We start from the raw sequence: 23,781 nt of genomic DNA, 5'->3' as shown, positions 1-23,781 counted from the left end.
TCATGACCTCCTCTGCTGGCGCCTGCCCCGTCACCATCCGCATTCAGGAAGACGATTTCGACATCGCGCGCGAGATCGCGGTCCTGACCAGGAGCCGTACCGACATCGGCGCGGTCGTCAGCTTCTCCGGCATCTGCCGCGGTGACGAAGATAGCGCGAGGATCGCAGCGCTGACGCTCGAGCACTATCCCGGCATGGCCGAGGAAGAGATCAGGCGTCATACCGACGAGGCGATCTCGCGCTGGCCGCTCAACGGCGTCACCGTGATCCACCGCGTCGGCCGCTTCATGCCGGGCCAGAACATCGTGCTGGTGCTGACCGCCTCCCAGCACCGCCAGGCCGCATTCCATGCGGCCGAGTTCCTGATGGACTACCTCAAGACCAGCGCGCCGTTCTGGAAGAAGGAAGAGAGCGAAGCCGGCGCGGACTGGGTCGAAGCCCATGCCCGCGACGACGAGGCCGCCGCACGCTGGACCCGATCCTGATGGCAAAGGCAGCCAAAAAGACCGTACGCGGCCGCGCCGCGCCAAAGCTCGCCAAAGTCGGCCCGGGCGAGCTCCTCACGCTGCTCGATTTCGTCCGCTATGCGGTGAGCCGCTTCGTCCAGGCCGAGCTCGCCTTTGCGCACGGTACGACCGATCCAGTTGCCGAAGCAGCCTTCCTGGTGAGCGAAGCGCTGCATCTCAATCCTGAGCAGTTCGAGATTTTCGCCAACGCACGCGTCACCGCGGCGGAGGGCAAGACTATCCTCAACCTCATCCATCAGCGCGTGACCACGCGCAAACCGGCCGCCTATCTCGTCAACAAGATCTACATGCGCGGCCTGCCCTTCTATGTCGACCAGCGCGTCATCGTTCCGCGCTCTTTCATCGGCGAACTGCTGGAGTCGCATTTCGGCGGCGACGGCGAGGCGGGCTCGCTGATCGACGATCCCGCGGCGGTCGAACGCGTGCTCGATCTCTGCACGGGATCGGGATGCCTTGCCATCCTCGCCGCGCACCATTTCCCGAACGCCGCCGTCGATGCCGTCGATGTCTCCAAGGGCGCGATCGAAGTCGCCAGGCGAAATGTCGCCGAATACGGCCTCGAGGACCGGATCAGCCTCTATCGCGGCGACCTGTTCGCCCCGCTCGGCGATGCCAGATACGATCTGATCATCACCAACCCGCCTTACGTCGATGCCGAGGGCATGGCCGCGCTGCCACCGGAATGCCGGGCCGAGCCGAAGCTCGCCTTTGACGGTGGCCCCGACGGCCTCAACGTGGTCCGCCGCATCCTGGCCGAGGCACCCGATCACCTGACGCCGGATGGCGGGCTGATCTGCGAGATCGGCCGCGGCCGGGACCTGGTCGACGAGGCCTTTCCGGAACTGCCGCTGCTCTGGCTCGACACCGAGGATTCCGAGGGCGAGGTGTTCTGGATCGCGGCCGCCGATCTGGCCTGACCATCACGGCGCCTTCTGCTCCGGCGGAACAAGTCAAATTCCGCCACGTTCATCCCCGACGAACTGTCTCGTTTTCGGAGGATGTCCAGATGCTCGCGCCATCGGGCGAATTGCTGCGCGCCGGCATGGCGCTGAAACTCAACCATCTCAAACGGGCGGCTCAATCCTACATGCGGGACCGTACCACCCATGCCACGGGCCGGGTGACGTCTTACGCGATGGCCGGCGGAATGTTCGCGGTCGCCGGGATTTTCGTCCTTGCGGCGTTCTTCGTCGGGCTGATCGCACTCTACCGCTGGGTGGCCTTGACCCATGGCCAGTTCTGGGGGTTCGGCGCGGTTGGCGCGGTCCTGCTGGTGCTGGCCGCGATCTGCGCCGGTATCGCCTCAGCGCAGCTGAACCGGAAGGCCAGGCCTATCGTGCCACTTACGAGCCGTCTTCGCGTTGCCATTGCCACCCCGCGCATTCCAAGCGGGACCGTCACACGGGCTGTGAAGGAAGTCGCGACTGCGATCCCGCTGGCACCGTTGGCTCCCGGTGAAAATGGCAAGGCCTGGCGCGCGCGCGGCAAGCGGCCGGTAAAGGTCGGCATGATGCTGGCTGCAGTCGGCCTGATCGGCCTCGCTGCGGCGCGGCGGCATCGCAATGGGCAACGACTGGGCGCCTGAATGCCGTCTCGTCCAGGGCATCTCGACAATTGGATGCTGATCGCAGCGACGGCCGTGTTCGTGCTGACCGCTGACCGCTACGTCCAGGGCATCGGGCTGTTTCGCGCCGGACCTCGCCCCGATCAGCGCAATCAGGAAGCAAAATCGCCGGAGACCGACCCGAGCGGCGCGGCTGCCGAGCCTGGGCGTGGACGCCGTTCGACCAGCCCTTTCACGATCCCCTGGTCCGGCTGGAAGGACATCCTCTGGCGCACCTATCAGCGAATCGACGACGACCGCCTGCTGGCAAACGCGGGAGGCGTGGTGTTTTTCGGTCTGCTCGCGGTCTTTCCGGCCGTGACCGCGCTGGTCTCGTCCTATGGATTGTTCACCGACCCCTCCACGATATCGGACAATCTGCAGACTCTAGCGATGATGCTGCCCTCGGGCACATTCCAGATCGTCGAGGACCAGACCGCCCGGGTGGTATCGAAAGGCAACACGGCGCTCGGCACCACTTTCGCCTTCGGCCTCCTGCTTGCGATCTGGAGCGCCAACGCCGGGGTCAAGGCGATCTTCGATGCCCTGAACGTTGCCTATGAGGAACGCGAGAAGCGCAGCTTCATCCGGTTGAACCTGATCTCGCTAACCTTCACGATTGGCGGCATTGCCGCATTGCTGATGATGGTCGGCGCCGTGGTCGCGTTTCCACTGGCGCTGGATCATCTGGGCATCGCCCCCGAGAGCAAACTGATCGTTGCACTGGCGCGCTGGCCCCTGCTTCTCGTCATTCTGCTGGCCGCACTTGCCGTCCTCTACCGCTTTGCGCCGAGCCGTGATGCTCCGCGCTGGCAATGGCTGAGCGTCGGGGCAATGACAGCGGCCCTGCTCTGGATCGCCGGCTCGTCTCTCCTGTCCTGGTATCTCTCCGCGTTCGCGAATTACGACGCGACCTACGGCTCGCTCGGCGCCGCCATCGGCCTGATGATGTGGATGTGGATGTCGGCCATCGTCATCATGTTCGGTGCCGAGCTGAATTCGGAGATCGAGCGGCAGACGCTGCGGGATACGACCGAGGGGCAACCCAAGCCGCTCGGCACCCGCGAAGCTGTCTCGGCCGACACTGTCGGCGCCGCCGCGCCGTCCTGACCGCACCCGAGCGCGCGGCGCTATCCCCTCGAATCAACAATGATGTTAAGGTCGTGCGGCTTGGGGGAGCATGAGGTGTGGCGGGATCGCGACGTGACCCGTGTTTTCCCGGGTGAGGCAGTCAGCTCTTAAAGGCGTAACGCGCGGCATGATTCGCATTTCGACGATCTTCATCGCCATCTGCATGGTTCTGGTCGCGGCCTCGCTCGGGCTTGTGCTCTACGCCGTCGCCGGCATCAGCGGGACCGAATCCGCGATCGTGGCGCTGACCGCGCTGACCTTCCTGATCCTCTACAACGCGGTGTCGATGCGGCTGCGCGACCGCAACGACGTCGGCGGCCAGATCGCCGATCTGTCGCGCGGCACCGCCGATCTTGCCCGCCAGGTGGCCGAGTTCGGCCGCCGGCTGGCGGCGATCGAGGGACGCATCGCCTCGTCCAATTCGACCAACTCCGACCGTATCCAGTCGGTGGTCGGCGAGATCAACGAGCTCGGCGGCCTGGTCAGGCAGCTCGCCACCACCGTATCGAGCCATGAGGATCAGTTGGCCGGCAATGCGCCGGCGCCCGTTCCCGCTCCGATCGCCAGGCAGGAGCCGGAGGCGCCGATCGACCTGATCGCACCGTTCGAGGAACAACTCGTCGCCCCTCCCCCGCTTCCCGCAGCACCCCCGCCTTCGGTGGCGCGGCAGGCCCCGGCGGTCCAGCCCCAGACCGCCCCCCCTGTTCAGACAGCCACCGGGCGCAACCAGACTCAACTGCTGGCGACGCTTCGCAACGCCATCGACGAAAACCGCATCGACATTTTCCTGCAGCCGATGGTGACGCTGCCGCAGCGCAAGGTGCGGTTCTACGAGGCGGTGACGCGCCTGCGCGACGAGCGCGACCAGCTGATCGCCGCCGAGGAGTTCATCAGCATCGCGGAAGCTTCGGGGCTGATCGGGCGCATCGACAACATGGTGATGCTGCGCTGCGTGCAGGTGCTGCGGCGCCTGATGGTGCGCAACAAGGACGTCGGCGTGTTCTGCAACGTCGCGGCGTCCACGCTCGGCAATTCCACCACCTTCGCGCAATGCCTTGACTTCCTCGAAGCCAACCGGGCGCTGGCGCCCTCGCTGGTGCTGGAGTTCAAGCAATCGACCTTCCGCAATCTCGGCCCGGCCGAGACCGAGAATCTCGCCGCACTGGCCCAGCGCGGTTTCCGTTTCTCGATCGACCACGTCACGGATCTCAGGATCGAGCCGCGCGAGCTGGCCGACCGCGGGGTGCGCTTCATCAAGGTGCCGGCCTCGCTGCTGCTCGACCCCAGGCAGGCCTCGGCCTCGGACATCCATCCCTCCGACCTCTCCGACCTGCTCGGCCGCTTCGGCATCGACCTGATCGCGGAGCGGATCGAAGGCGAGCGCGCCGTCGTGGACCTGCTCGACTATGACGTGCGGTTCGGCCAGGGCTTCCTGTTCGCGCCGCCCCGGCCATTGCGGCCGGAGGGGGCATCTGCTACCGGCGGGGCCTCGCCGAACCAGGCGCAGGACATTCAGGGATCCAATGGCTCCGCTCCCCCCAGCCAAAGTACGACAACTGGCACGACATCTGGCGCGACGTCAGCCGCTCCTCCGGCACAACGCATCACCGGCAACGCAGCGCTCGCGCGCCGCATCTGATCGACGCTGCGCATCATGACCACGCTGCATTTCGCCGAAAGCCTGCGCGAGCTCGTGGGCGGTGTCGATGTCGTGCTCAGCGACATCTGGGGCGTCGTCCACAACGGCCTCGAATCGTTCCCGGAAGCCTGTGAGGCGCTGCACACCTATCGCAGCCGCGGCGGTACGGTGATCCTGATCACCAACGCACCGCGGCCGGCGGACTCGGTGCAGCGACAATTGCGCAAGCTCGGCGTCGCCGACGAGACCTATGACGCGATCGTCTCGTCCGGCGACCTGACCCGGCTCTATGTCGCCGAGCATCCCGGCCGCAAGATGTTCTGGCTCGGCCCCGAGCGTGACAATTCGATCTATCGCGGCCTCGATGCGACGACCGCGCCGCTGGAAGAAGCCGACTATATCGTCTGCACCGGCCTCTATGACGACGAGACCGAGACGGCGGAAGACTATCGCGGCATGATGCTGAAGGCGCGCGAGCGCAAGCTGACACTGGTCTGCGCCAACCCCGATATCGTGGTGGAACGCGGCGACCGGCTGATTTATTGCGCCGGCGCCATCGCGGAGCTCTACCGCGAACTCGGCGGCGAAGTGATCTTCTACGGCAAGCCGCACCGGCCGATCTACGAACGCGCAATGGCGCTCGCCGGCGAACGCCAGGGCCACCCGATCGACCGGAAGAAAGTCCTGGCGATCGGCGATTCCGTCCGCACCGACCTGACCGGCGCACGCGAATTCGGCATCGACTGCCTGTTCGTCACCCGCGGCATCCATGCCGAGGAGTTCGAGGGCCTCGACCAGCTCGACCCGAATTCGGTGATGGAATTGTTCGGCCACCCGCCGAAGGCGCTGATGCGCGAATTGAAGTGGTGATGGCGCGGCTTGAACCGATGCCAGCCTGGACGAATTGCTGAGCGCCAGTCGTCATGGCCGCTCGTCCCGGCCATCCACGCCTTTCTTCTTCCAGCCATGAACGTGGATGCCCGGGACGAGCCCGGGCATGACGATCTCGATGGAGAATTGTTGACCCGGAGAGGAGCGCGCTTACGCGCTGGCCATGTCCGGGAAGACCGCCTCGATCTTGGTCTTCAGCGTCGCCGCGTTGAACGGCTTGACGATGTAGTTGTTCACGCCGGCCTTCTTGGCCGCGATCACGTTCTCGGTCTTGGATTCCGCCGTGATCATGATGAAGGGCGTCGTGGCGAGGTTCGGATCCGCGCGCACTTCGCGCAGCAGGTCGTAGCCCGTCATCGGCTCCATGTTCCAGTCGGAGATCACGAGCCCGTACTTCTTGCCGCGCATCTTGTTCAGCGCTGCCGAACCGTCGCTGGCATCATCGATGTTCTCGAAGCCAAGCTGCTTCAGCAGATTCCTGATGATACGGATCATGGTGCTGTAGTCATCCACCACCAAAACCGACATCGACAAATCAACCGCCATCTCGACTCCCCCAACGCAAACCAGGAATATTACGATCGGACCTGCCCAAGCCCGAGCCCGAGCCCCGGCAGTTCCACGCTCAAGGACTAGCACCAAGGCGTTAAACAGCGCGTTAATTGGGGACGCCCCCCAGGGACTGGAATCGCATTTGATCCGGCCGCCCCTCCCGCTTGACTTCATCCGGCCGGTCGCGCCACGGTCCCCGCCGGTCCCGCCGGTTCGAGAATTCCCCTGATGGCTCCGCATTTTACCGTAATCCGCGACACCACGCCGGACTCCGCCATTCCAAGGGGGGCCGTGGTCGCCATGGGCAATTTCGACGGGGTTCATCTCGGCCACCGCGCCGTGATCGCCGCAGCCCTGGAAATGGGCAGGGCTCAGGGCCGCCCGGCCCTGGCATTGACCTTCGAGCCCCATCCGCGACGGTTTTTCAGCCCGAATACCCCTCAATTCCGCCTGACGGACGAGCGGGCCAAGCTGCGCCTTCTGGCCGGCACCGGGCTTGCCGGCGCCGTGGTCATGACCTTCGACAAGGCCCGTGCCGGAACCAGCGCGCAAGACTTCATTCACCATGACCTGATCGGGCGGCTCGGCGTCAGCGGAATCGCGGTCGGCTACGACTTCCATTTCGGCAAGGGACGGGTCGGCTCGCCGAGCCTTCTCGTCAACGAGGCGCCCCGGCTCGGCATCGAGGTCGACGTGCAGCCCCATGTCGATTTCGACGAGCGGCCGGTGTCCTCCAGCGCGATCCGGATCGCTCTCGCCGAAGGCCAGCTGGAGGAAGCCACCACCATGCTGAGCGCGCCATGGTTCGTCACCGGCGAGGTGATCCATGGCGAGAAGCGCGGCCGCGATCTCGGCTATCCCACCGCCAACATCCGTCTGGACGCCAATTGCGGGCTGAAGCACGGCATCTATGCGGTGCGGGTCGGCCGCGGCACCGAACGGCTGGACGGGGTAGCCAGCTTCGGCCGCCGCCCGACCTTCGACAACGGCGCGCCCCTGCTCGAAATCTTCCTGTTCGACTTCAAGGGCGACCTCTACGGGCAGCAGCTGGACTGCGCCTTCGTCAGCTTCATCCGCGAGGAGCTGAAATTCGATGGTCTAGAGCCCCTGATCCGGCAGATGGACGACGATTCCGCCCGTGCCCGTGCCATCCTCGCCGCCGCCCCGGACGCATTTCCGCGGCTCGGCATCGTCGATTGAGGGCCGAACCCGATCTGCCCGAACCTTTGCGCTTCCCCCGCCCCCCTGCTATGGAGTGCCCATGTTTGCGCGGCGCATCATAGGGATTAGCGGCCCGGCTTCCGCCTGAGCCCAAGGGCTCGGCGCAAGACCGGGATTTTGTCGTTTCACCCCGCGATTCCGCATCGCCATCCGTTCCCGCGCCATTCCGAGCCAGTCAGCCTCATGTCCGAAAAGCCGCAGAAGTCAGACGCCAAAGACTATTCCAAGACCCTGTTCCTGCCGCAGACCGAATTCCCGATGCGCGCCGGCCTGCCGCAGCGCGAGCCGGAGATCCTCAAGCGCTGGTACGAGATCGGCCTCTACGAGAAGCTGCGCGAGAGTGCGAAGGGCCGCGCCAAGTTCGTGCTGCATGACGGGCCGCCCTATGCCAACGGCAACATCCATATCGGCACGGCGCTGAACAAGATCCTGAAGGATCTCGTCACCAAGAGCCAGCAGATGCTCGGCTTCGATTCCAACTACGTGCCCGGCTGGGACTGCCACGGCCTGCCGATCGAGTGGAAGGTCGAGGAAGAGCACTATCGCAAGAAGGGCAAGCAGAAGCCCGACTTCCGTGACAGTGCCGCGATGATCGATTTCCGCAAGGAATGCCGCGCCTACGCCACGCATTGGCTCGGCGTGCAGCGCGAGGAGTTCAAGCGGCTCGGCGTCATCGGCGACTGGGACCATCCCTACGCCACCATGAGCTTCCCGGCTGAAGCCCAAATCGCGCGCGAACTGATGAAGTTCGCCGCCAACGGCACGCTGTATCGCGGCTCCAAGCCGGTGATGTGGAGCGTGGTCGAGAAAACGGCGCTTGCCGAGGCCGAGGTGGAATACGAGGACTACACCTCCGATACGGTGTGGGTGAAATTCCCCGTCACGTCGCCCGCGCATGGCGCGCTCGCCTCCGCTAGCGTCGTGATCTGGACCACCACGCCCTGGACGCTGCCGGGCAACCGCGCCATCTCGTTCTCACCGAAGATCGCCTACGGCCTGTACAAGGTGACGGACGCGCCCGCCGACAATTGGGCCAAAACCGGCGATCTCCTGATCCTCGCCGACGCGCTCGCCGAAGAGGTCTTCAAGCAGGCCCGCGTGACGACTTACGAGAAGGTGCGCGACGTCCCCGGCGACACCATGGACGCGATCGAATGCGCCCATCCGCTGAAGGGCCTTGCCGGCGGCTACGACTTCGTCGTGCCGCTGCTGCCCGGCGACCACGTCACCGACGACACCGGCACCGGTTTCGTGCACACCGCGCCCGGCCACGGCCGCGAGGACTTCGATGTCTGGATGGCACAGGCGCGCGATCTCGACGCGCGCGGCATTACCACGGCGATTCCCTATACCGTCGACGAGAACGGCGCCTATACCGATCATGCGCCGGGCTTTACCGGCAAGCGTGTCATCAACGACAAGGGCGAGAAGGGCGATGCCAACGAAGCCGTGATCAAGGCGCTCGTCGAACGCGGCATGCTGATCGCGCGCGGCCGGCTCAAGCATCAATATCCGCACTCCTGGCGCTCCAAGAAGCCGGTGATCTTCCGCAACACGCCGCAATGGTTCATCGCGATGGACAAGGATGTTGCAGCGAGCGGAAAGACCAAGAGCGGCGACACGCTGCGCGCCCGCGCGCTGCACGCGATCTCGGTGACGCAATGGGTGCCGCCGTCGGGCGAGAACCGCATCAACGGCATGATCGAGGCGCGTCCCGACTGGGTGATCTCGCGTCAGCGCGCCTGGGGCGTGCCGATCGCCGTGTTCGTGCGCGAGAAGGGCGACGGCTCCGCCGAGATCCTGCAGGACGAAGCGGTGAACAAGCGCATCGGCGAGGCCTTCGAAAAGGAAGGCGCGGATGCCTGGTACGCGAAGGGCGCCCGCGAGCGCTTCCTCGGGTCCCGCGCCAGTGAGGACTGGCAGAAGGTCGACGACATCCTCGACGTCTGGTTCGATTCCGGCTCGACGCACGCTTTCGTGCTCGAAGACCCCGTGCATTTCCCGGGTCTCGCCGGCATCAAGCGCAAGGTCGACGGCGGAACCGACACGGTGATGTACCTCGAAGGCTCGGACCAGCATCGCGGCTGGTTCCACTCCTCGCTGCTGGAGAGCTGCGGCACCCGCGGTCGGGCGCCCTACGACATCGTGCTGACCCACGGCTTCACCCAGGCCGAGGACGGCCGCAAGATGTCGAAGTCGCTCGGCAACACCATCGAGCCGCAGTCGGTCATCAAGGAATCCGGCGCCGACATCCTCCGGCTCTGGGTCGCGTCCTGCGACTACACCGACGACCAGCGCATCGGTCCCGAGATCCTGAAGAACACCGTCGAGACCTACCGCAAGCTGCGCAACACCGTGCGCTGGATGCTCGGCACGCTGCATCATTACAAGCCGGCTGACGCGGTCGCGCCCGCCGAGATGCCCGAGCTCGAGCGGCTGATGCTGCACGAGCTCGCGGTTCGCGCCGCCGCTGTCGACAAGGCCTATCGGGAATTCGACTACAAGACCGTGGTCGCGACCCTGTCCGCCTTCCTCAACAGCGAGCTCTCGGCATTCTATTTCGACATCCGCAAGGACACGCTCTATTGCGATCCGCCGTCGTCGCTGACGCGCAAGGCGGCGCTGACGACGATCGACCTGCTGTGCACCTCGGTCCTGAAATGGCTGGCGCCGATCCTCAGCTTCACCGCCGAGGAAGGCTGGCGCATGTATCGCCCCGACGCCGAGCCGTCGGTGCATCTGACGCTGTTCCCGACCGATCTCGAAGCCTTGCGCGACGACAAGCTCGCCGCGAAGTGGGAGACGATCCGTAACGTCCGCCGCGTCGTCACCGGCGCGCTCGAGCTCGAACGCGCCGCCAAGAACATCGGCTCCTCGCTGGAGGCATCGCCGGTGATCTACGTCGCCGACCGAGACGTGCTCATGACGCTGTTCGACACCGACCTCGCCGAGATCTGCATCACCTCGAATTACGAGGTGCGTGAGGGCGAGGCACCGGCTTCGGCATTCCGTCTCGATGCCGTGCCCGGCGTTGCAGTCGTCGTGGAGAAGGCGGTCGGCACCAAATGCGCCCGCTCCTGGAAGATCTCCCCCACGGTCGGCGAAGACGCCGAATATCCCGACGTCACCCCGCGCGATGCCAAGGCGCTGCGCGAGTGGAAGGCGTTGGGCGTGAGCGTCTGATCCCCCGGCCATGACCCCGCTTCGCGCCGGCATCCTTGCGGCCCTGGTCACCCTCGTGGCCGACCAGGCCTCAAAGCTCTGGCTGCTGAACGTGTTCGACCTCGCCCGTCGCGGCGTGGTGAAGGTAACGCCGTTCTTCGACCTGGTGCTGGCCTGGAACATCGGCATCAGTTTCGGCTGGCTCCAGAACGACAGCCAGGCGGCTCAGCTGGCGCTGATGGCCGTCAAGGCCATCGCCGTGGTCGCGCTGGCGATCTGGATGGCCCGCTCGCACACCCGGCTCGCCACGGTCGCGCTGGGGCTGATCATCGGCGGCGCCATCGGCAACGGCATCGACCGCCTGGCCTATGGCGCGGTGGTCGATTTCGCCCTGCTCCACATCGAGATCGGCGGAAATACCTATAATTGGTATGTGTTTAACCTGGCGGACGTGGCCATCGTTGCTGGGGTGGCGGGGCTATTGTATGATTCCTTCCTGGGGGTACCCGCCGCAAAAGCGCCCTGATCCCGGCCGATACGGACCGGCAGGTGGAACCCGGCCTTTGCGAGGGTTTGCCGCATACGCGCGGCGATCTGACACAATATGGAACAGGTACAGTGATGCGCAGCTCGAAGACCAGCATGTCGATGGTTCGAGACCCCCGATCGGGGCTTTGGCAGGCGTTGAAATTGTCCGCTGTCGCGCTCGGCATCGGTCTCGTCATGTCGGCGGGCGCGGCCCGCGCCGGTGACGACGACGATGACGATGACGGGATGACCTTCGAAGAAAAGATCATCGACAATCTGATGTCCGGCATCGGCGCCAAGAGCATGGAAAAGCCCGGCATCGAATACCGGGAGCGCTCGCCGCTGGTGGTGCCGCCCAAGCTCGACCTGCCGCCTCCCGCGACCCAGGCCAAGGCCGCGCCGAACTGGCCCAAGGACCCCGAAGAGAAGCGCCGCAAGGAAGCCATCGCCGCGCGCAAGAAGGCGACCAAGGAAACGGAAAACTGGCAGGTTGCCCGGCCGCTGACGCCCGCCGAGATGAAGGCCGGCGAAGTCGCCGCAGCCCCCCGGACAAGCAACGACCCGATCCAGCCCGGCACCAACGGCAATCCGTCCCTGAGCCCCGCCGAACTCGGCTTCTCCGGCGGTCTGTGGAATATGATGAAGGGCGGCAACGCCACCGAAGAAAAGAAATTTACCACCGAGCCGCCGCGCCAGTCGCTGGTCGAGCCGCCGCCGGGCTATCAGACGCCGTCCCCGAATTACGCCTATGGCGCCGGGCCGGACAAGTCGCGGCGGACCTATTTCGACATCATGTCGGGCAAGGACAAGGAACAATAGCGTTCCTGTCCTGTAGACGCGCCCCCCGCGCCGGCGATCATGGACGCCGGCCGAGGTGCATAAGTTGCTGATCAGTAACTTGCCACCGCGTTGAGTTCTCTGCTTCGTGACGCGAAGCCTCAGCCGCACGGTGTAGCATGCCGTGCCTCCGAGCCGGACATCCGGACCTCGGTCTTCCAAAAGGATCATGATGTCCGCAAACCGATCGGCTGCCTGTCTCCTTGCCGCGCTGCTTTCGACCAGTGTCCTGACATCAGGCGCGGCCCTTGCCCAGACCACGGTCACATCGGCCCCGCCCGCCAGCTTCACGCTCGCCAACGGCATGCAGGTCGTGGTGATCCCCGATCACCGCACGCCCGTCGTCACCGAGATGATCTGGTACAAGGTCGGTTCGGCCGACGAAACGCCGGGCAAGTCCGGCCTCGCCCACTTCCTCGAGCACCTGATGTTCAAGGGCACCTCGAAGCATCCGGTCGGCGAATTCTCCCAGACCGTGCTCCGCGTCGGCGGCAACGAGAATGCCTCGACCTCGGTCGACTACACCAACTATTACCAGCGCGTGCCGAAAGAGCAGCTGGCGACCATGATGGAATTCGAGGCCGACCGCATGACCGGTCTCATCCTCAAGGACGAGAACGTGCTGCCCGAGCGCGACGTCGTGCTCGAAGAGTACAACATGCGCGTCGCCAACAATCCGGACGCGCGGCTGAACGAGCAGATCATGGCCGCGCTCTATCTCAATCATCCCTACGGCCGTCCCGTGATCGGCTGGCATCAGGAGATCGAGAAGCTCGATCGCGAGGACGCGCTCGCCTTCTACCGCCGCTTCTACGCGCCGAACAACGCGATCCTGGTGATCGCCGGCGACGTCGAAGCCTCCGACATCCGCCCGCTGGTCGAGCGCAATTTCGGGGCGATCCCGGCCCAGCCGGCGATCCCGGCACGGCGCGTCCGTCCGCAGGAGCCGGAGCCGGCCGCGCCGCGCACCGTCACGCTGGCCGACCCGCGCGTCGAGCAGCCGAGCATGCGGCGCTATTATCTGGTGCCCTCGGCAACCACGGCTGCGGCCGGTGAAAGCGCCGCCCTCGATGTGTTGGCGCAGCTGATGGGCAGCGGCAGCAATTCCTATCTGTACCGCGCCCTCGTCGTCGACAAGCCGCTCGCGGTCTCCGCCAACGCCAGCTATTCGAGCATCTCGCTCGACCCGACCCAGTTCGCGGTCTCGGCCTCGCCGAAACCCGGGATCAGCTTCGCTGAGGTCGAGCAGGCAGTCGACGCCGTCATTGCCAATGTCGCGCAGAACCCGATCCGCGCCGAGGATCTGGAGCGGGTCAAGACCCAGCTGATCGCGGAAGCGATCTACGCCCAGGACAACCAGGCGGTGCTGGCACGCTGGTATGGCGGCGCGCTGACCACCGGCCTGTCGGTCGAGGACATCAGGAGCTGGCCCGACCGCATCCGCGCGGTCACCGCCGAGCAGGTCCGCGCCGTCGCCCAGAAATGGCTCGAGAAGAAGCGCTCGGTGACGGGCTATCTGATCAAGGACACCGGTGCCGCCAAGCGCGAGGAGAAGCGTTCGTGACCTATCCCTTCCTACGTCGCGCTGCAGTCTCCCTTGCCACCGGCGCTGCGCTTGCGCTCGCTTCGCTCTCGCCGTCACAGGCCGCCGCAAAGATCCAGCGCCTGGTCTCGCCCGGCGGCATCGAGGCCTGGTTCGTGCAGGACGCAACCGTGCCGCTGATCGCGATGGAATATTCCTTCGCTGGCGGCTCGGCCCAGGATCCCAGGGACAAGTCGGGCGTCGCCAACCTGGTCGGTGACCTCCTCGACGAGGGCTCCGGCGATCTCGATTCCAAGACCTTCCACGAGCGGCTCGACCGCCGCGCCATCGAGCTCTCCTTCAGCGCCACCCGCGACACCTTCCGCGGCAGCCTGCGCATGCTGCGCGACAACAAGGACGAGGCTTTCGACCTGCTCAGGAGCGCGCTGACCTCGCCGCATTTCGACACCGCCGACGTCGAGCGCATCCGCTCGCAGGTCATCTCGGGGCTGCGCCGCGAGACCACCAACCCGACCTCGCTGGCGAGCCGCAAATTCCTGGAGGTCGCCTTCGGCGATCATCCCTACGGCCGGCAGACCAACGGCACCCTCGACAGCGTGCCGACCATCACCGTTCCCGACATGAAGGACTATGTCGGCCGCGTGCTTGCAAAGGACGGACTGAAGATCGCAGTCGTCGGCGATGTCGACCCGGAAACGCTCGGCAAGCTGCTCGACCACACCTTTGGCGCCCTGCCCGCCAAGGCCAACCTCACGGCGGTCCCCGACGTCGAGGCCGCAAAGCCGCCGCAGCGCGCCTTCGTCACGCTCGACGTGCCGCAGACCGTGATCACGTTCGGCGGCCCCGGGGTGAAGCGCAACGACCCGAACTTCATGGCGGCCTACGTCGTCAATCACATCCTCGGCGGCGGCGGATTGTCCTCAAGGCTCTATCGCGAGGTGCGCGAGAAGCGCGGGCTGGCCTATTCGGTGTTCGAATCGCTGCTCTGGATGGAGCATTCGGCGATCTTCATTGGTAACACCGGCACGCGTGCCGATCGTGCCAGCGACACCATCGACGCGATCGACAAGGAAGTGCGCCGGATCGCAGAAGAAGGTCCGACCCAGAAGGAGCTGGACGAGGCCAAGTCCTACCTCAAGGGCTCGCAGATGCTGGCGCTCGACACCTCCTCCAAGCTGGCGCAGGCGCTGCTGCAGTACCAGCAGGACAAGCTGCCGATCGACTATATCGAAAAGCGCAACGCCATCGTCGATGCCGTCACGCTGGACGACGCCAAGGCCGCCGCCAAGCGCCTCTGGGGCCAGGGCCTCCTGACCGTCGTCGTCGGCCGCACCCCGCAGGCTGCGGCCCAGCCCGCCACGCCTCCGGCGACGAAGTCGAACTAAAGTCCTCACTTCTCCTGAAATGGCCGGGCTCGTCCCGGCCATTTTGCGTTAAACCTCGCGCCATTGCCGAAACCAGACGTCCGCGATATGTCCGGACATCATAGATGGTGCCATCATGCTGCGGATTTCCCGCGACCTCGTCATCGACGAGGACGATATCGAGATCAGTTTCGTCCGCGCCTCCGGCCCGGGCGGGCAGAACGTCAACAAGGTCGCGACCTCGGCGCAATTACGCTTCGACACGCGCAAGCTGACGATCCCGGAGGACGCGGCGATCCGGCTCGCCCGCATCGCAGGCCAGCGTATGACCAAGGACGGCGTGATCGTGATCCAGGCGCAGCGCTTCCGCACCCAGGAGCGCAACCGGCAGGATGCCATCGACCGGCTGGTCGAGATCCTGACTGAAGCCATGATCCGGCCCAAGCCGCGGCGCGCGACAAAGCCGACTTTCGGCTCCAAGCAACGCCGGCTCGAGGGCAAGAAGCGTCGCAGCGACGTCAAGGCCGGACGCGGCGGAGGCCGCGGTTTCGACGACTAGCCGCGTTCCTCCGAAACGCAGGGGATGCCGGTAGATGTGGGCAGCGCAGGCATGCCCCATGCAATTGCGCCTCATCGGGACTAAATTGAGCGCCTGATCGTCCTTTCGAGTCCCCCATGCCCGTCCGCCAGCTTCCAGAACAAGTCGTCAACCGCATCGCCGCCGGCGAGGTGGTCGAGCGTCCGGCGAGCGTGGTCAAGGAGCTGGTCGAGAACGCGATCGATGCCGGCGCCAGCCGGATCGACGTCTTCACCGACGGCGGCGGCCGCCGCCGGATCGGCATCACCGACGACGGCGGCGGCATGACCGCAAAGGATCTCGCGCTCGCGGTCGAACGTCATGCCACCTCCAAGCTCGACGACGAGGATCTGCTGCAGATCCGCACGCTCGGGTTCCGCGGCGAGGCGCTGCCCTCGATCGGCTCGGTGGCACGGCTGTCTATCACCACCCGGCATGCCAGCGAGCCGCATGCCTGGGCGCTCACCGTCGAAGGCGGCGAGAAGTCCGAGATCATGCCGGCCGCGCTGGCGCATGGCACCCGCGTCGAGGTCAACGATCTCTTCTACGCGACGCCGGCCCGGCTGAAATTCCTGAAGACCGACCGCACCGAAGCCGAGGCGATCCGCGAGGTGGTCAGGCGGCTCGCGATGGCGCGGCCCGATATCGCCTTCACGCTGGCCGGCGAGGAGCGCGCGCCGGTGACCTGGGCTGCGGCGTTGCCCGGCGCGGCCGGACGGCTGACCCGGCTCGGCGACATTCTGGGCGCCGAGTTTCGCAGCCATGCCTTCGAGGTCCACGCCGAACGCGAGGGCGTCGTCGTCGCGGGCTATGCCGCGGCGCCCGCGCTGACCAAGGCCAATGCGCTCGGGCAATATCTCTTCGTCAACGGCCGCCCGGTGCGCGACAAGCTGATCCTGGGCGCGGTGCGTGGAGCCTACGCCGACTATCTGCCGCGCGACCGCCATCCGGTGCTGGCGCTGTTCGTGACGCTGGATCCGCGCGAGGTCGACGCCAATGTACATCCGGCCAAGACCGAGGTGCGATTCCGCAATGCCGGCCTCGTTCGCGCGCTGATCGTGCACGGGCTGAAGGAAGGCCTCGCACGCGAGGGCCGCCGCACCGCCGCCAACAGCGGCGAAAGTGCATTATCCGCGTTCCGCCCGGCTTTCACGCCGCGGCCCGCAAGCTGGGATTGGCGCGCGTCACCCTCCGCGCCCGTCGCGCCGATGCCGTCATTCGAGGGCTCTGCGGCAACGGCTTTCACAGAACGCGCGCAGGCCGCCTTCGACGTCGGCGGGCCCAGCGCGGACGTGCGGTTCGAGACGCAGCCGGCGGCGGATCTGGTCGATCGCCCGCTCGGCGCGGCGCGTACGCAGATCCACGAGACCTATATCGTCTCGCAGACCCGCGACGGCCTCATCATCGTCGACCAGCACGCCGCGCATGAGCGCATCGTCTATGAGCGGCTGAAGGCCTCGCTGGCGGCGAACGGCGTGCAGCGGCAGATCCTGCTCATTCCCGAGATCGTCGAGATGGACGAGGCGACGGTCGAGCGCCTGCTCGAGCGTAGCGAAGAGCTGGCGTCGTTCGGCCTTGCCATCGAATCCTTCGGTCCCGGCGCCGTCGCGGTGCGCGAGACGCCCTCGCTGCTCGGCAAGACCAATGCCGGCGGGTTGCTGCGCGATCTCTCCGAGCACATGGCCGAGTGGGACGAGGCGCTGCCGCTGGAGCGACGCCTGATGCATGTCGCTGCGACCATGGCCTGCCACGGCTCGGTGCGCGCCGGCCGAAGGCTGCGGCCGGAAGAGATGAACGCCCTGCTCCGCGAGATGGAGGACACCCCGAACTCCGGCCAGTGCAATCACGGCCGGCCGACCTATGTCGAGTTGAAGCTGAGCGATGTGGAGAAGCTGTTCGGGCGAAGGTGATTTTGTAGGGTGGACAAAGGCGCGAAGCGCCGTGCCCACGAGCTCTGCATGATCGAGACAGGTGGTGGGCACGCTTCGCTTTGCCCACCCTACGGCTAATCCGCCCTACGCAAGAACACGAATTCCGTGTCGTCATAAGCCCGCCGCTCCAGTTCCTCGAAACCGTCCGGCGTCACGAACTGCGCCGCCTTGGCCTCTTCCACCACCAGCAACGCGCCCGGGGTGAGCCAGCCGCCGTCGCGCAAGCTTGCGAGGGCCTTCTCCGCAAAGCCCTTGCCATAGGGCGGATCGAGGAACGCCAGCGAGAACGGCTCGACGGGATGCGCGGGGCCCAGATCGGTCGCGTCGCGGCGATAGACCTTGGTCACGCCGCCGAGGCCGAGCGACTCGACGTTGTTGCGCAGCAAAGCGCGGGCTTCCGCGCCGTTGTCGACGAACAGCGTGAACTTGGCGCCGCGTGACGACGCCTCGATGCCGAGCGCGCCGGTACCGGCGAAGAGATCGAGCACGCGCGCGTCCTCGATCGGATCGTCATAGGCGTGCACGAGGATGTTGAAGACGGATTCGCGCAAGCGGTCCGCCGTGGGGCGGATGTCGCGCGAGGACGGCGAGGCGAGATTACGCCCCTTCAAACGACCGCCGACGACGCGCAACCTAGTCCTCCTTCGGCGTCAGGTCGCGCTTGCCGTGATAGCCGCGCTTGGGACGGCGCGGCGGGCCGTAGCCGGCGGCCTCTTCCTCGTTGCGCTCGCGCGCCTCCTCGCTGCCGGTGCGCTGCACCAGCACGCGGCGGCCCTTGCGATCGTTGATCACGCCGCGCTTGGTGGCGGGCTTCTTTTCGCTTGGCGCATCGTCGACCCGCGCGGATTTCGACGGCACGTCGAACTGCGCCCCCGACTTCTCGATGATCTTGTCGCCGAGCTGGTCGCGCAGCACGCGGGACTTGATCTCCTCGACCTGGCCTTCGGGGACTTCGCCGAGCTGGAACGGACCGTAGGAGACGCGGATCAGCCGGTTCACCTCGAGCCCGAGATGGGCGCAGACATTGCGCACCTCGCGGTTCTTGCCTTCGCGGATCGCGAACACCAGCCAGACATTGGCGCCCTGGTCGCGCTCCAGCGTCGCGTCGATCGGGCCGTATTTGACGCCCTCGATCTCGACGCCGTCCTTGAGCGCGTCGAGCTGTGCCTGGGTGACGTCGCCATGGGCGCGAACGCGGTAGCGGCGCAGCCAGCCGGTGTCGGGCAGTTCGAGCGTGCGCGCCAGTCCGCCGTCATTGGTGAGCAGCAGCAGGCCCTCGGTGTTGAAATCGAGCCGGCCGACACTGATCAGCCGCGGCAGGCCTTCGGGCAGATTGTCGAACACGGTCGGACGGCCCTCGGGGTCGTCATGCGTGGTCATCAGCCCGCGGGGCTTGTGATAGAGGAACAGCCGCGTGCGCTCGCGTTCCGGCAACGGTTTGCCGTCGACCAGGACGACGTCGTTCTTGGTGATGTCGAGCGCCGGCGAGTTGATGACGCGGCCGTTGACGGTGACGCGGCCCTGCGTGACCATCTCCTCGGCATCGCGGCGCGAGGCAAGCCCTGCGCGCGCGAGCGCCTTGGCGATGCGCTCGCCGGCCTTCTTCGGCTTCGGCTCTTCGTCACGACGCGGCCGGCGATCGGAATCGCGGTCGCGCTCGCGATAGGCGCCGCGGCCGCCGAAGGCGGGGCGCTTCTCGAAGATCCTGCTCTCGTCCTCGTTTTCACGGCGCGGGCGATCACCGAAGCCACCTTCGTTGCGCGGATGCTCGTGCCAGTCGGAGCGCCCCTCGGAGCGCTCGCGCGGACGGTTGAATGTCGGCCGGTCGCCGCCACGCCCGCCGCGGTCGCCATCGCCGTCGCGGCGGGGCCGGTCGAATTTCGGACGGTCCTCGCGCGGCCGGTCGAATTTCGGCCGCTCGCGGAACGGACGATCGCCCGTCGCGCGATCGTCGCGCGCGCGCGAGAAGCGCGGACGCTCATCGCCGCCGCTTTGCCGATCGTCGCGCTTCTGCCAGGGCTTGTCCCCGCCGCGGTCGCGACCACCGAAATCCTTGCGCGGACCCTTGCCGAAATCCTTGCGCGGCGGACGATCGCCCCGCGGACCCGCGTCGCGCTTCTGCCACGGCTTGGAATCGCTCCGCTCGCCGCGATCGAAATTCGGGCGGTCTCCGCGCGGCTTGAAGCTGCGCTCGCCGCGGTCCTCGCGCGGTGCACCCCGCGAAAACTTCCGCTCGCCGTCGAACTTGCGCTCCGGACGATCGCCGCGCGGCGCGTAAGGCTTCTTGTCGCCGAATTTCCTCTCACCACCGGAACGGCCGGCGGGGCGGGACTCGTCGCGATCCCGGCGCGGCGGACGGTCGTCGCGGCCGTAGGACGGGCGATCACCGCGCGGCTTGAAGGGCCGCTTGTCGCCGTCGCGCGAGGCGCGATCCGAGAACGGACGATCGCCACGCGGCTTGAAGCTGCGCTCGCCGCGATCTTCCCGGGGGCGGTCGTCGCGGTTGAATTTCGGCCGGTCGCTGAAGTCGCGGCGCGGGGCATCGCCCTCCTCGCGGCGGCGGAAAGGACGGCTGTCGCTGTTACCACGGGGCGGGCGGGCGTCGCTCCTGCCCTCGGGGCCGCGCTTGGCGAACTTCTTGTCCGGGCCGCGCGGCTTGCCGCTGCGGCCGCCCTTGGGCGGGCCTCGCCGGCCGCGGGAATCGTTGTCTTTGTCGCTGTCGCGAGGCATGAATGATCTCACTCGAGGGGGTGGCCGTTAAGCATTGTGCGCGCTCGTTTGGAGCCGCATGCCCAGGCAATTCGGTTAAGCACTTCTGCTGAAGGCGCAGCTACTAGCAGGTTTCTGGCGATGATACGAGGCTTGAAAGCCCCCTCTTTCATGGATTTGGCGCTTCTGGCGGCTGAAAATGCCGGAAAAGCGGGCGAAGTTCCGATCGGATGCGTGGTGGTCCGCAATGACGAGGTCATTGCCACCGCCGCCAACCGGACGCTGACCGACCGCGACCCCACCGGCCATGCCGAGATCGTCGCGCTGCGCAAGGCGGCGAAAAAGGTCGGCAGCGAGCGCCTGGTCGACTGCGACCTCTACGTGACGCTGGAGCCCTGCACCATGTGCGCGGGCGCGATCTCGTTTGCGAGGGTCAGGCGGCTCTATTACGGCGCCGCCGACCCCAAGGGCGGCGCGGTCGAGTCGGGCGTGCGGTTCTTCGCCGCGCCGACCTGCCACCACGCGCCGGACGTTTATTCCGGGGTCGGCGAGAGCGAGGCGGCGCGGCTGCTCAGGGAGTTCTTTCGGGAGCGGAGGTAGGTCGGAGCTGCGTAGCCCGGATGAGCGCAGCGACATCCGAGATCGCCGCGAAAGATGTCCCGGGTGTCGCTGCGCTCACCCGGGCTACGAGCAGAAAAACGCCCGCAGCGCCTTCGCGGTCGCGTCCGGATTCTCCTCGGTGAGGAAGTGCCCCGAATCCACCGGCATGCCCTCCACGTTGGTGGCCCACTGCTTCCAGACATCGAGCGGGGTCGCTGCGGCCTGGGCGATGCCGGCATTGCCCCACAGCGCCAGCATCGGCACCGTGATCTTCTTGCCGGCTTCGACATCGGCCTTGTCGAGATCGTAGTCGAAATAGGCGCCGGCGCGGTAATCCTCGCACATCGCATGGATGCGGGCGGGGTCGCGGAACGGGGCGAGGTAGTGTTCGAGCGCGCGCGGGTCGATGGCATCGAGCGTCTTCGACTTGGTCTGGCTCGCCATCTTGAAGCGCAGGAAGAATTCGCCCTGGCCTGCGATCAGCGTCTCCGGCAGCGGCGCGGGCTGCGCCAGGAAGGTCCAGTGCCAGATCTTCAGCGCGTAGGCGCGGTTCATCCGCTCCCAGTAATTATAGGTCGGCAGGATATCGAGCACTGCGAGCTTCGACAGCCGGCCGGGATGGTCGAGCGCCAGCCGGTACGAGACGCGGCCGCCGCGGTCGTGGCCGGCGAGCGCGAAGTGGACGTGGCCGAGCCGCTCCATCGCTTCCACCATCGCCTTGGCCATGGTGCGCTTGCTGTAGGGGATGTGCAGCGCATCGCTCTCGGGCATGTCGGACCAGCCATAGCCCGGCAGGTCGGCGATGATCAGCGTGAAGGCCTCCGCCAGCTCAGGCGCCACGCGATGCCACATCACGTTGGTCTCGGAGAAGCCGTGCAGCAGCAGCAGCGGCGGTCCCTTGCCGCCGACGCGGGCGAAGATGCGGCCGAACGAGGTATCGATCCATTCGGAGGCAAAGCCCGGATAGAGGTCGGCGAGGTCGGACATCTCTTGCATCCTTGTCTTGCATCCTTGTCGGGTTCATCGGGCCGGTCCCCGACACCCAAAAGTGCGAAAACAACCCCATGCACAGTACCGGTATCATCATCGGGGCCAATAACCCCAGATACCAATTGCACATTTTGGCGTCCGGATGTGGCGATCCGGTGGCGCCATTTGCGCCGAACGAGCTCTCGACGCGCCCTCGGCCGGCTCTCGCCTAGCCCTCGATTAGCCTTTGGCCTTCTCCGCCTCCACCGCCTGCCAGCCGATGTCGCGGCGGCAGAAACCTTCCGGCCAGCGGATGCGGTCGACGGCCTGGTAGGCGCGGGCCTGCGCCTCCGTCACATCGGCGCCCAGCGCGCAGACATTGAGCACGCGGCCGCCATTGGCGAGGATCGCGCCGTCCTTCGCCACCGTGCCGGCGTGGAAGATCTCGACCTTGTCGATTTTCGCCGCGTCATCGAGCCCTTCGATCCGCGTGCCCTTCTGGTAGTCGCCGGGATAGCCTTGTGCGGCCATCACCACGGTGAGCGCGCTTTCCTTGTGCCAGCGCAGGTCGAAATTCTTCAGCTGGCCGTCGCAGGCGGCGAGCAGCGCCGGCACGATGTCGCTCATCATGCGCAGCATCAGCACCTGGCATTCGGGATCGCCGAAGCGGACGTTGAACTCGAACAGTTTCGGGCCCTGCGTCGTCAGCATGATCCCGGCGTAGAGGATGCCGCGGAACGGCGTGCCGCGGCTCCTCATGCCGGCGACGGTCGGCAAAATGATCTTCGCCATGATCGCGTCGTGGATAGCAGGCGTCACCAGCGGCGTCGGCGAATAGGCGCCCATGCCGCCGGTGTTGGGGCCGACATCGTGGTCGAACACGCGCTTGTGGTCCTGCGCGGAGGCCAGCGGAATGGCGGTCTCGCCGTCGCACAGCGCAAAGAAGCTGATCTCGCGGCCCGGCAGAAACTCCTCGATCACGACCTCCGCGCCGGCCTCGCCGAACGCGCCCTCGAACATCATGGCGATGGCGTCCTCGGCCTCGCGCACGGTCTTGGCGACGACGACGCCCTTGCCGGCGGCGAGCCCATCGGCCTTCACCACGATCGGCGCGCCCTGGCTCTGCACATAGGCCCGCGCGTCATCGGCGTTGGTGAAGCGCTGATAGGCGCCGGTGGGAATGCCGAACTCGGTGCAGAGCGCCTTGGTGAACCCCTTGGAGCTTTCGAGCTGCGCCGGAATCTTGTTCGGCCCGAACGCCTTGATGCCAGCGGCCGTGAGATCATCGACGATGCCGGCCGCCAGCGGCGTCTCCGGCCCGACCACGACCAGCTCGACCTTGTTGGCCTTGCAGAAGTCGATCACCGCCGCATGGTCGGCGACATCCAGCGCCACGCATTCCGCCTCCTTCGCGATCCCGGCATTGCCGGGCGCGCACCAGAATTTGGTCACCAGGGGGGAGGCTGCGATCTTCCACGCGAGAGCATGTTCGCGGCCGCCGGAACCGAGGAGGAGAATGTGCATCTAGGGCTCGGAAATGAGGGGTCTGGATGGGGCGGAGGTGGCACGAATCGGGGTGGGGCTCAAGGGCGGTGCACCCATACTCCCCGTCATTCCAGGCCACCTCCGAGGCGCGAGTCGGTAATTCATCGGGGCCATCAGCGGCCGGCCGGTTGGCGACGCTACGGAATTTACCTCCGCTTCGGTGGATCAGGCCTGTTGTGAGAGGAAGTGTCGAAGTTTGGATTTGACAACTAGCGGTATTGCGACTTGCTGGATACGTCTAAAATGTAACCTTGAGTCGGCGCGGGTAAGCAGTTGGACACGGCAGCGGGAGAAGACACACCGGAGGGGTTTTGCTTTCTATGCTCCCCCTCGTCTGAGCTGGTGTTTCACGAATCGCAGAATTTCTATGCGCTCGCTGGGCTTGGACCGGTAGTAGATGGCTATTGCGTTGTTGCAGCAAAAGCGCACTCCAGATCGATGGCAGACTTAGC

Annotated in this window: 20 protein-coding genes; 15 read left to right on the top strand and 5 right to left on the bottom strand. The window is 66.2% G+C overall.

Annotated elements, in window-relative coordinates; translation table 11 throughout:
- The first annotated feature begins 2 nt into the window (after nucleotides 1-2).
- The 6 genes from CIT40_RS05845 (at nucleotide 3) to CIT40_RS05820 (ending at nucleotide 5,770) form a co-directional block, all read left to right on the top strand.
- Complete coding sequence (locus CIT40_RS05845) at nucleotides 3-485, top strand: molybdenum cofactor biosynthesis protein MoaE (protein ID WP_094895000.1); 483 nt, start codon at nucleotides 3-5, stop codon at nucleotides 483-485.
- A complete protein-coding gene (gene prmB, locus CIT40_RS05840) occupies nucleotides 485-1,444 on the top strand; it encodes a 50S ribosomal protein L3 N(5)-glutamine methyltransferase (RefSeq protein WP_094894999.1) in 960 nt (319 codons plus the stop codon). Before CIT40_RS05845 ends, prmB begins: the two co-directional genes overlap by 1 nt.
- 89 nt (nucleotides 1,445-1,533) lie before the next feature.
- Nucleotides 1,534-2,112, top strand: coding sequence for a phage holin family protein (locus CIT40_RS05835; protein ID WP_094894998.1), 579 nt, complete (start codon nucleotides 1,534-1,536; stop codon nucleotides 2,110-2,112).
- A complete protein-coding gene (locus CIT40_RS05830) occupies nucleotides 2,113-3,240 on the top strand; it encodes a YihY/virulence factor BrkB family protein (RefSeq protein ID WP_094894997.1) in 1,128 nt (375 codons plus the stop codon).
- A 148-nt stretch (nucleotides 3,241-3,388) separates the two neighbouring features.
- Nucleotides 3,389-4,900, top strand: a complete 1,512-nt coding sequence (locus CIT40_RS05825) for an EAL domain-containing protein (protein WP_094894996.1) — start codon at nucleotides 3,389-3,391, stop codon at nucleotides 4,898-4,900.
- A gap of 15 nt (nucleotides 4,901-4,915) precedes the next feature.
- Nucleotides 4,916-5,770 (top strand): TIGR01459 family HAD-type hydrolase, encoded by an 855-nt coding sequence (locus CIT40_RS05820; protein ID WP_094894995.1) that lies wholly within the window; start codon nucleotides 4,916-4,918, stop codon nucleotides 5,768-5,770.
- Between the two features lie 171 nt (nucleotides 5,771-5,941).
- Here the strand turns inward: CIT40_RS05820 and CIT40_RS05815 are convergent, their stop codons facing one another.
- Nucleotides 5,942-6,337 carry a response regulator gene (locus tag CIT40_RS05815; protein WP_007596883.1) on the bottom strand — a complete coding sequence of 132 codons (396 nt, stop codon included), beginning with the start codon at nucleotides 6,335-6,337 and terminating at the stop codon, nucleotides 5,942-5,944.
- Nucleotides 6,338-6,571: 234 nt separating this feature from the next.
- Between CIT40_RS05815 and CIT40_RS05810 the strand changes: the two genes are divergently transcribed.
- The 8 genes from CIT40_RS05810 to mutL all read left to right on the top strand — a co-directional run bounded on the left by CIT40_RS05810 (nucleotide 6,572) and on the right by mutL (nucleotide 17,485).
- The gene (locus CIT40_RS05810) at nucleotides 6,572-7,543 is read left to right on the top strand and encodes a bifunctional riboflavin kinase/FAD synthetase (RefSeq protein WP_094894994.1); all 972 of its coding nucleotides are present in this window, start codon (nucleotides 6,572-6,574) and stop codon (nucleotides 7,541-7,543) included.
- A 204-nt stretch (nucleotides 7,544-7,747) separates the two neighbouring features.
- Nucleotides 7,748-10,747 carry an isoleucine--tRNA ligase gene (gene ileS / locus CIT40_RS05805; protein WP_094894991.1) on the top strand — a complete coding sequence of 1,000 codons (3,000 nt, stop codon included), beginning with the start codon at nucleotides 7,748-7,750 and terminating at the stop codon, nucleotides 10,745-10,747.
- Between the two features lie 10 nt (nucleotides 10,748-10,757).
- A complete protein-coding gene (lspA, locus tag CIT40_RS05800; protein ID WP_094894989.1) occupies nucleotides 10,758-11,252 on the top strand; it encodes a signal peptidase II in 495 nt (164 codons plus the stop codon).
- Nucleotides 11,253-11,347: 95 nt separating this feature from the next.
- A complete protein-coding gene (locus tag CIT40_RS05795; protein WP_162307825.1) occupies nucleotides 11,348-12,073 on the top strand; it encodes a hypothetical protein in 726 nt (241 codons plus the stop codon).
- Between the two features lie 187 nt (nucleotides 12,074-12,260).
- The gene (locus tag CIT40_RS05790) at nucleotides 12,261-13,655 is read left to right on the top strand and encodes a M16 family metallopeptidase (RefSeq protein ID WP_414645388.1); all 1,395 of its coding nucleotides are present in this window, start codon (nucleotides 12,261-12,263) and stop codon (nucleotides 13,653-13,655) included.
- The gene (locus tag CIT40_RS05785; RefSeq protein ID WP_162307366.1) at nucleotides 13,652-15,019 is read left to right on the top strand and encodes a M16 family metallopeptidase; all 1,368 of its coding nucleotides are present in this window, start codon (nucleotides 13,652-13,654) and stop codon (nucleotides 15,017-15,019) included. The genes CIT40_RS05790 and CIT40_RS05785 overlap by 4 nt, the downstream gene beginning before the upstream one ends.
- A 115-nt stretch (nucleotides 15,020-15,134) precedes the next feature.
- Complete coding sequence (gene arfB, locus CIT40_RS05780) at nucleotides 15,135-15,557, top strand: alternative ribosome rescue aminoacyl-tRNA hydrolase ArfB (RefSeq protein WP_094894978.1); 423 nt, start codon at nucleotides 15,135-15,137, stop codon at nucleotides 15,555-15,557.
- 116 nt (nucleotides 15,558-15,673) lie between these two features.
- The gene (gene mutL, locus CIT40_RS05775; protein ID WP_094894975.1) at nucleotides 15,674-17,485 is read left to right on the top strand and encodes a DNA mismatch repair endonuclease MutL; all 1,812 of its coding nucleotides are present in this window, start codon (nucleotides 15,674-15,676) and stop codon (nucleotides 17,483-17,485) included.
- Nucleotides 17,486-17,580: 95 nt separating this feature from the next.
- On the opposite strand, the gene rsmD is transcribed toward mutL, so the two are convergent.
- Both rsmD and CIT40_RS05765 read right to left on the bottom strand, forming a co-directional pair.
- Nucleotides 17,581-18,138, bottom strand: a complete 558-nt coding sequence (gene rsmD / locus CIT40_RS05770) for a 16S rRNA (guanine(966)-N(2))-methyltransferase RsmD (RefSeq protein ID WP_094894973.1) — start codon at nucleotides 18,136-18,138, stop codon at nucleotides 17,581-17,583.
- Nucleotide 18,139: 1 nt separating this feature from the next.
- Nucleotides 18,140-20,236, bottom strand: a complete 2,097-nt coding sequence (locus CIT40_RS05765) for a pseudouridine synthase (protein WP_162307365.1) — start codon at nucleotides 20,234-20,236, stop codon at nucleotides 18,140-18,142.
- A 120-nt stretch (nucleotides 20,237-20,356) separates the two neighbouring features.
- Here CIT40_RS05765 and CIT40_RS05760 point away from each other — a divergent pair, with 120 nt between their 5' ends.
- The gene (locus tag CIT40_RS05760) at nucleotides 20,357-20,815 is read left to right on the top strand and encodes a nucleoside deaminase (protein WP_094894968.1); all 459 of its coding nucleotides are present in this window, start codon (nucleotides 20,357-20,359) and stop codon (nucleotides 20,813-20,815) included.
- Nucleotides 20,816-20,899: 84 nt separating this feature from the next.
- Here the strand turns inward: CIT40_RS05760 and CIT40_RS05755 are convergent, their stop codons facing one another.
- Both CIT40_RS05755 and purD read right to left on the bottom strand, forming a co-directional pair.
- On the bottom strand, nucleotides 20,900-21,802 hold the full coding sequence (locus CIT40_RS05755) for an alpha/beta fold hydrolase (protein ID WP_094894966.1): 903 nt from the start codon (nucleotides 21,800-21,802) through the stop codon (nucleotides 20,900-20,902).
- A gap of 222 nt (nucleotides 21,803-22,024) precedes the next feature.
- Nucleotides 22,025-23,308, bottom strand: coding sequence for a phosphoribosylamine--glycine ligase (gene purD / locus CIT40_RS05750; protein ID WP_094894963.1), 1,284 nt, complete (start codon nucleotides 23,306-23,308; stop codon nucleotides 22,025-22,027).
- Nucleotides 23,309-23,781 lie beyond the last annotated feature (473 nt).

It is taken from the genome of Bradyrhizobium amphicarpaeae, assembly GCF_002266435.3.
Classification (GTDB): domain Bacteria; phylum Pseudomonadota; class Alphaproteobacteria; order Rhizobiales; family Xanthobacteraceae; genus Bradyrhizobium; species Bradyrhizobium amphicarpaeae.
Note: the sequence above shows the minus strand (reverse complement) of the source record. Positions and strands in the feature narration are given on the sequence as shown.

Coding starts and splice junctions, on each gene's coding strand:
- CIT40_RS05755 (WP_094894966.1), bottom strand. CDS start 21,802: ATGTCCGACCTCGCCGACCTCTATCCGGGCTTTGCCTCCGAATGGATC.
- CIT40_RS05825 (WP_094894996.1), top strand. CDS start 3,389: ATGATTCGCATTTCGACGATCTTCATCGCCATCTGCATGGTTCTGGTC.
- CIT40_RS05835 (WP_094894998.1), top strand. CDS start 1,534: ATGCTCGCGCCATCGGGCGAATTGCTGCGCGCCGGCATGGCGCTGAAA.
- CIT40_RS05810 (WP_094894994.1), top strand. CDS start 6,572: ATGGCTCCGCATTTTACCGTAATCCGCGACACCACGCCGGACTCCGCC.
- arfB (WP_094894978.1), top strand. CDS start 15,135: ATGCTGCGGATTTCCCGCGACCTCGTCATCGACGAGGACGATATCGAG.
- mutL (WP_094894975.1), top strand. CDS start 15,674: ATGCCCGTCCGCCAGCTTCCAGAACAAGTCGTCAACCGCATCGCCGCC.
- CIT40_RS05830 (WP_094894997.1), top strand. CDS start 2,113: ATGCCGTCTCGTCCAGGGCATCTCGACAATTGGATGCTGATCGCAGCG.
- CIT40_RS05795 (WP_162307825.1), top strand. CDS start 11,348: ATGCGCAGCTCGAAGACCAGCATGTCGATGGTTCGAGACCCCCGATCG.
- CIT40_RS05760 (WP_094894968.1), top strand. CDS start 20,357: ATGATACGAGGCTTGAAAGCCCCCTCTTTCATGGATTTGGCGCTTCTG.
- ileS (WP_094894991.1), top strand. CDS start 7,748: ATGTCCGAAAAGCCGCAGAAGTCAGACGCCAAAGACTATTCCAAGACC.
- prmB (WP_094894999.1), top strand. CDS start 485: ATGGCAAAGGCAGCCAAAAAGACCGTACGCGGCCGCGCCGCGCCAAAG.
- purD (WP_094894963.1), bottom strand. CDS start 23,308: ATGCACATTCTCCTCCTCGGTTCCGGCGGCCGCGAACATGCTCTCGCG.
- CIT40_RS05790 (WP_414645388.1), top strand. CDS start 12,261: ATGATGTCCGCAAACCGATCGGCTGCCTGTCTCCTTGCCGCGCTGCTT.
- CIT40_RS05845 (WP_094895000.1), top strand. CDS start 3: ATGACCTCCTCTGCTGGCGCCTGCCCCGTCACCATCCGCATTCAGGAA.
- lspA (WP_094894989.1), top strand. CDS start 10,758: ATGACCCCGCTTCGCGCCGGCATCCTTGCGGCCCTGGTCACCCTCGTG.
- CIT40_RS05815 (WP_007596883.1), bottom strand. CDS start 6,337: ATGGCGGTTGATTTGTCGATGTCGGTTTTGGTGGTGGATGACTACAGC.
- CIT40_RS05820 (WP_094894995.1), top strand. CDS start 4,916: ATGACCACGCTGCATTTCGCCGAAAGCCTGCGCGAGCTCGTGGGCGGT.
- CIT40_RS05765 (WP_162307365.1), bottom strand. CDS start 20,236: ATGCCTCGCGACAGCGACAAAGACAACGATTCCCGCGGCCGGCGAGGC.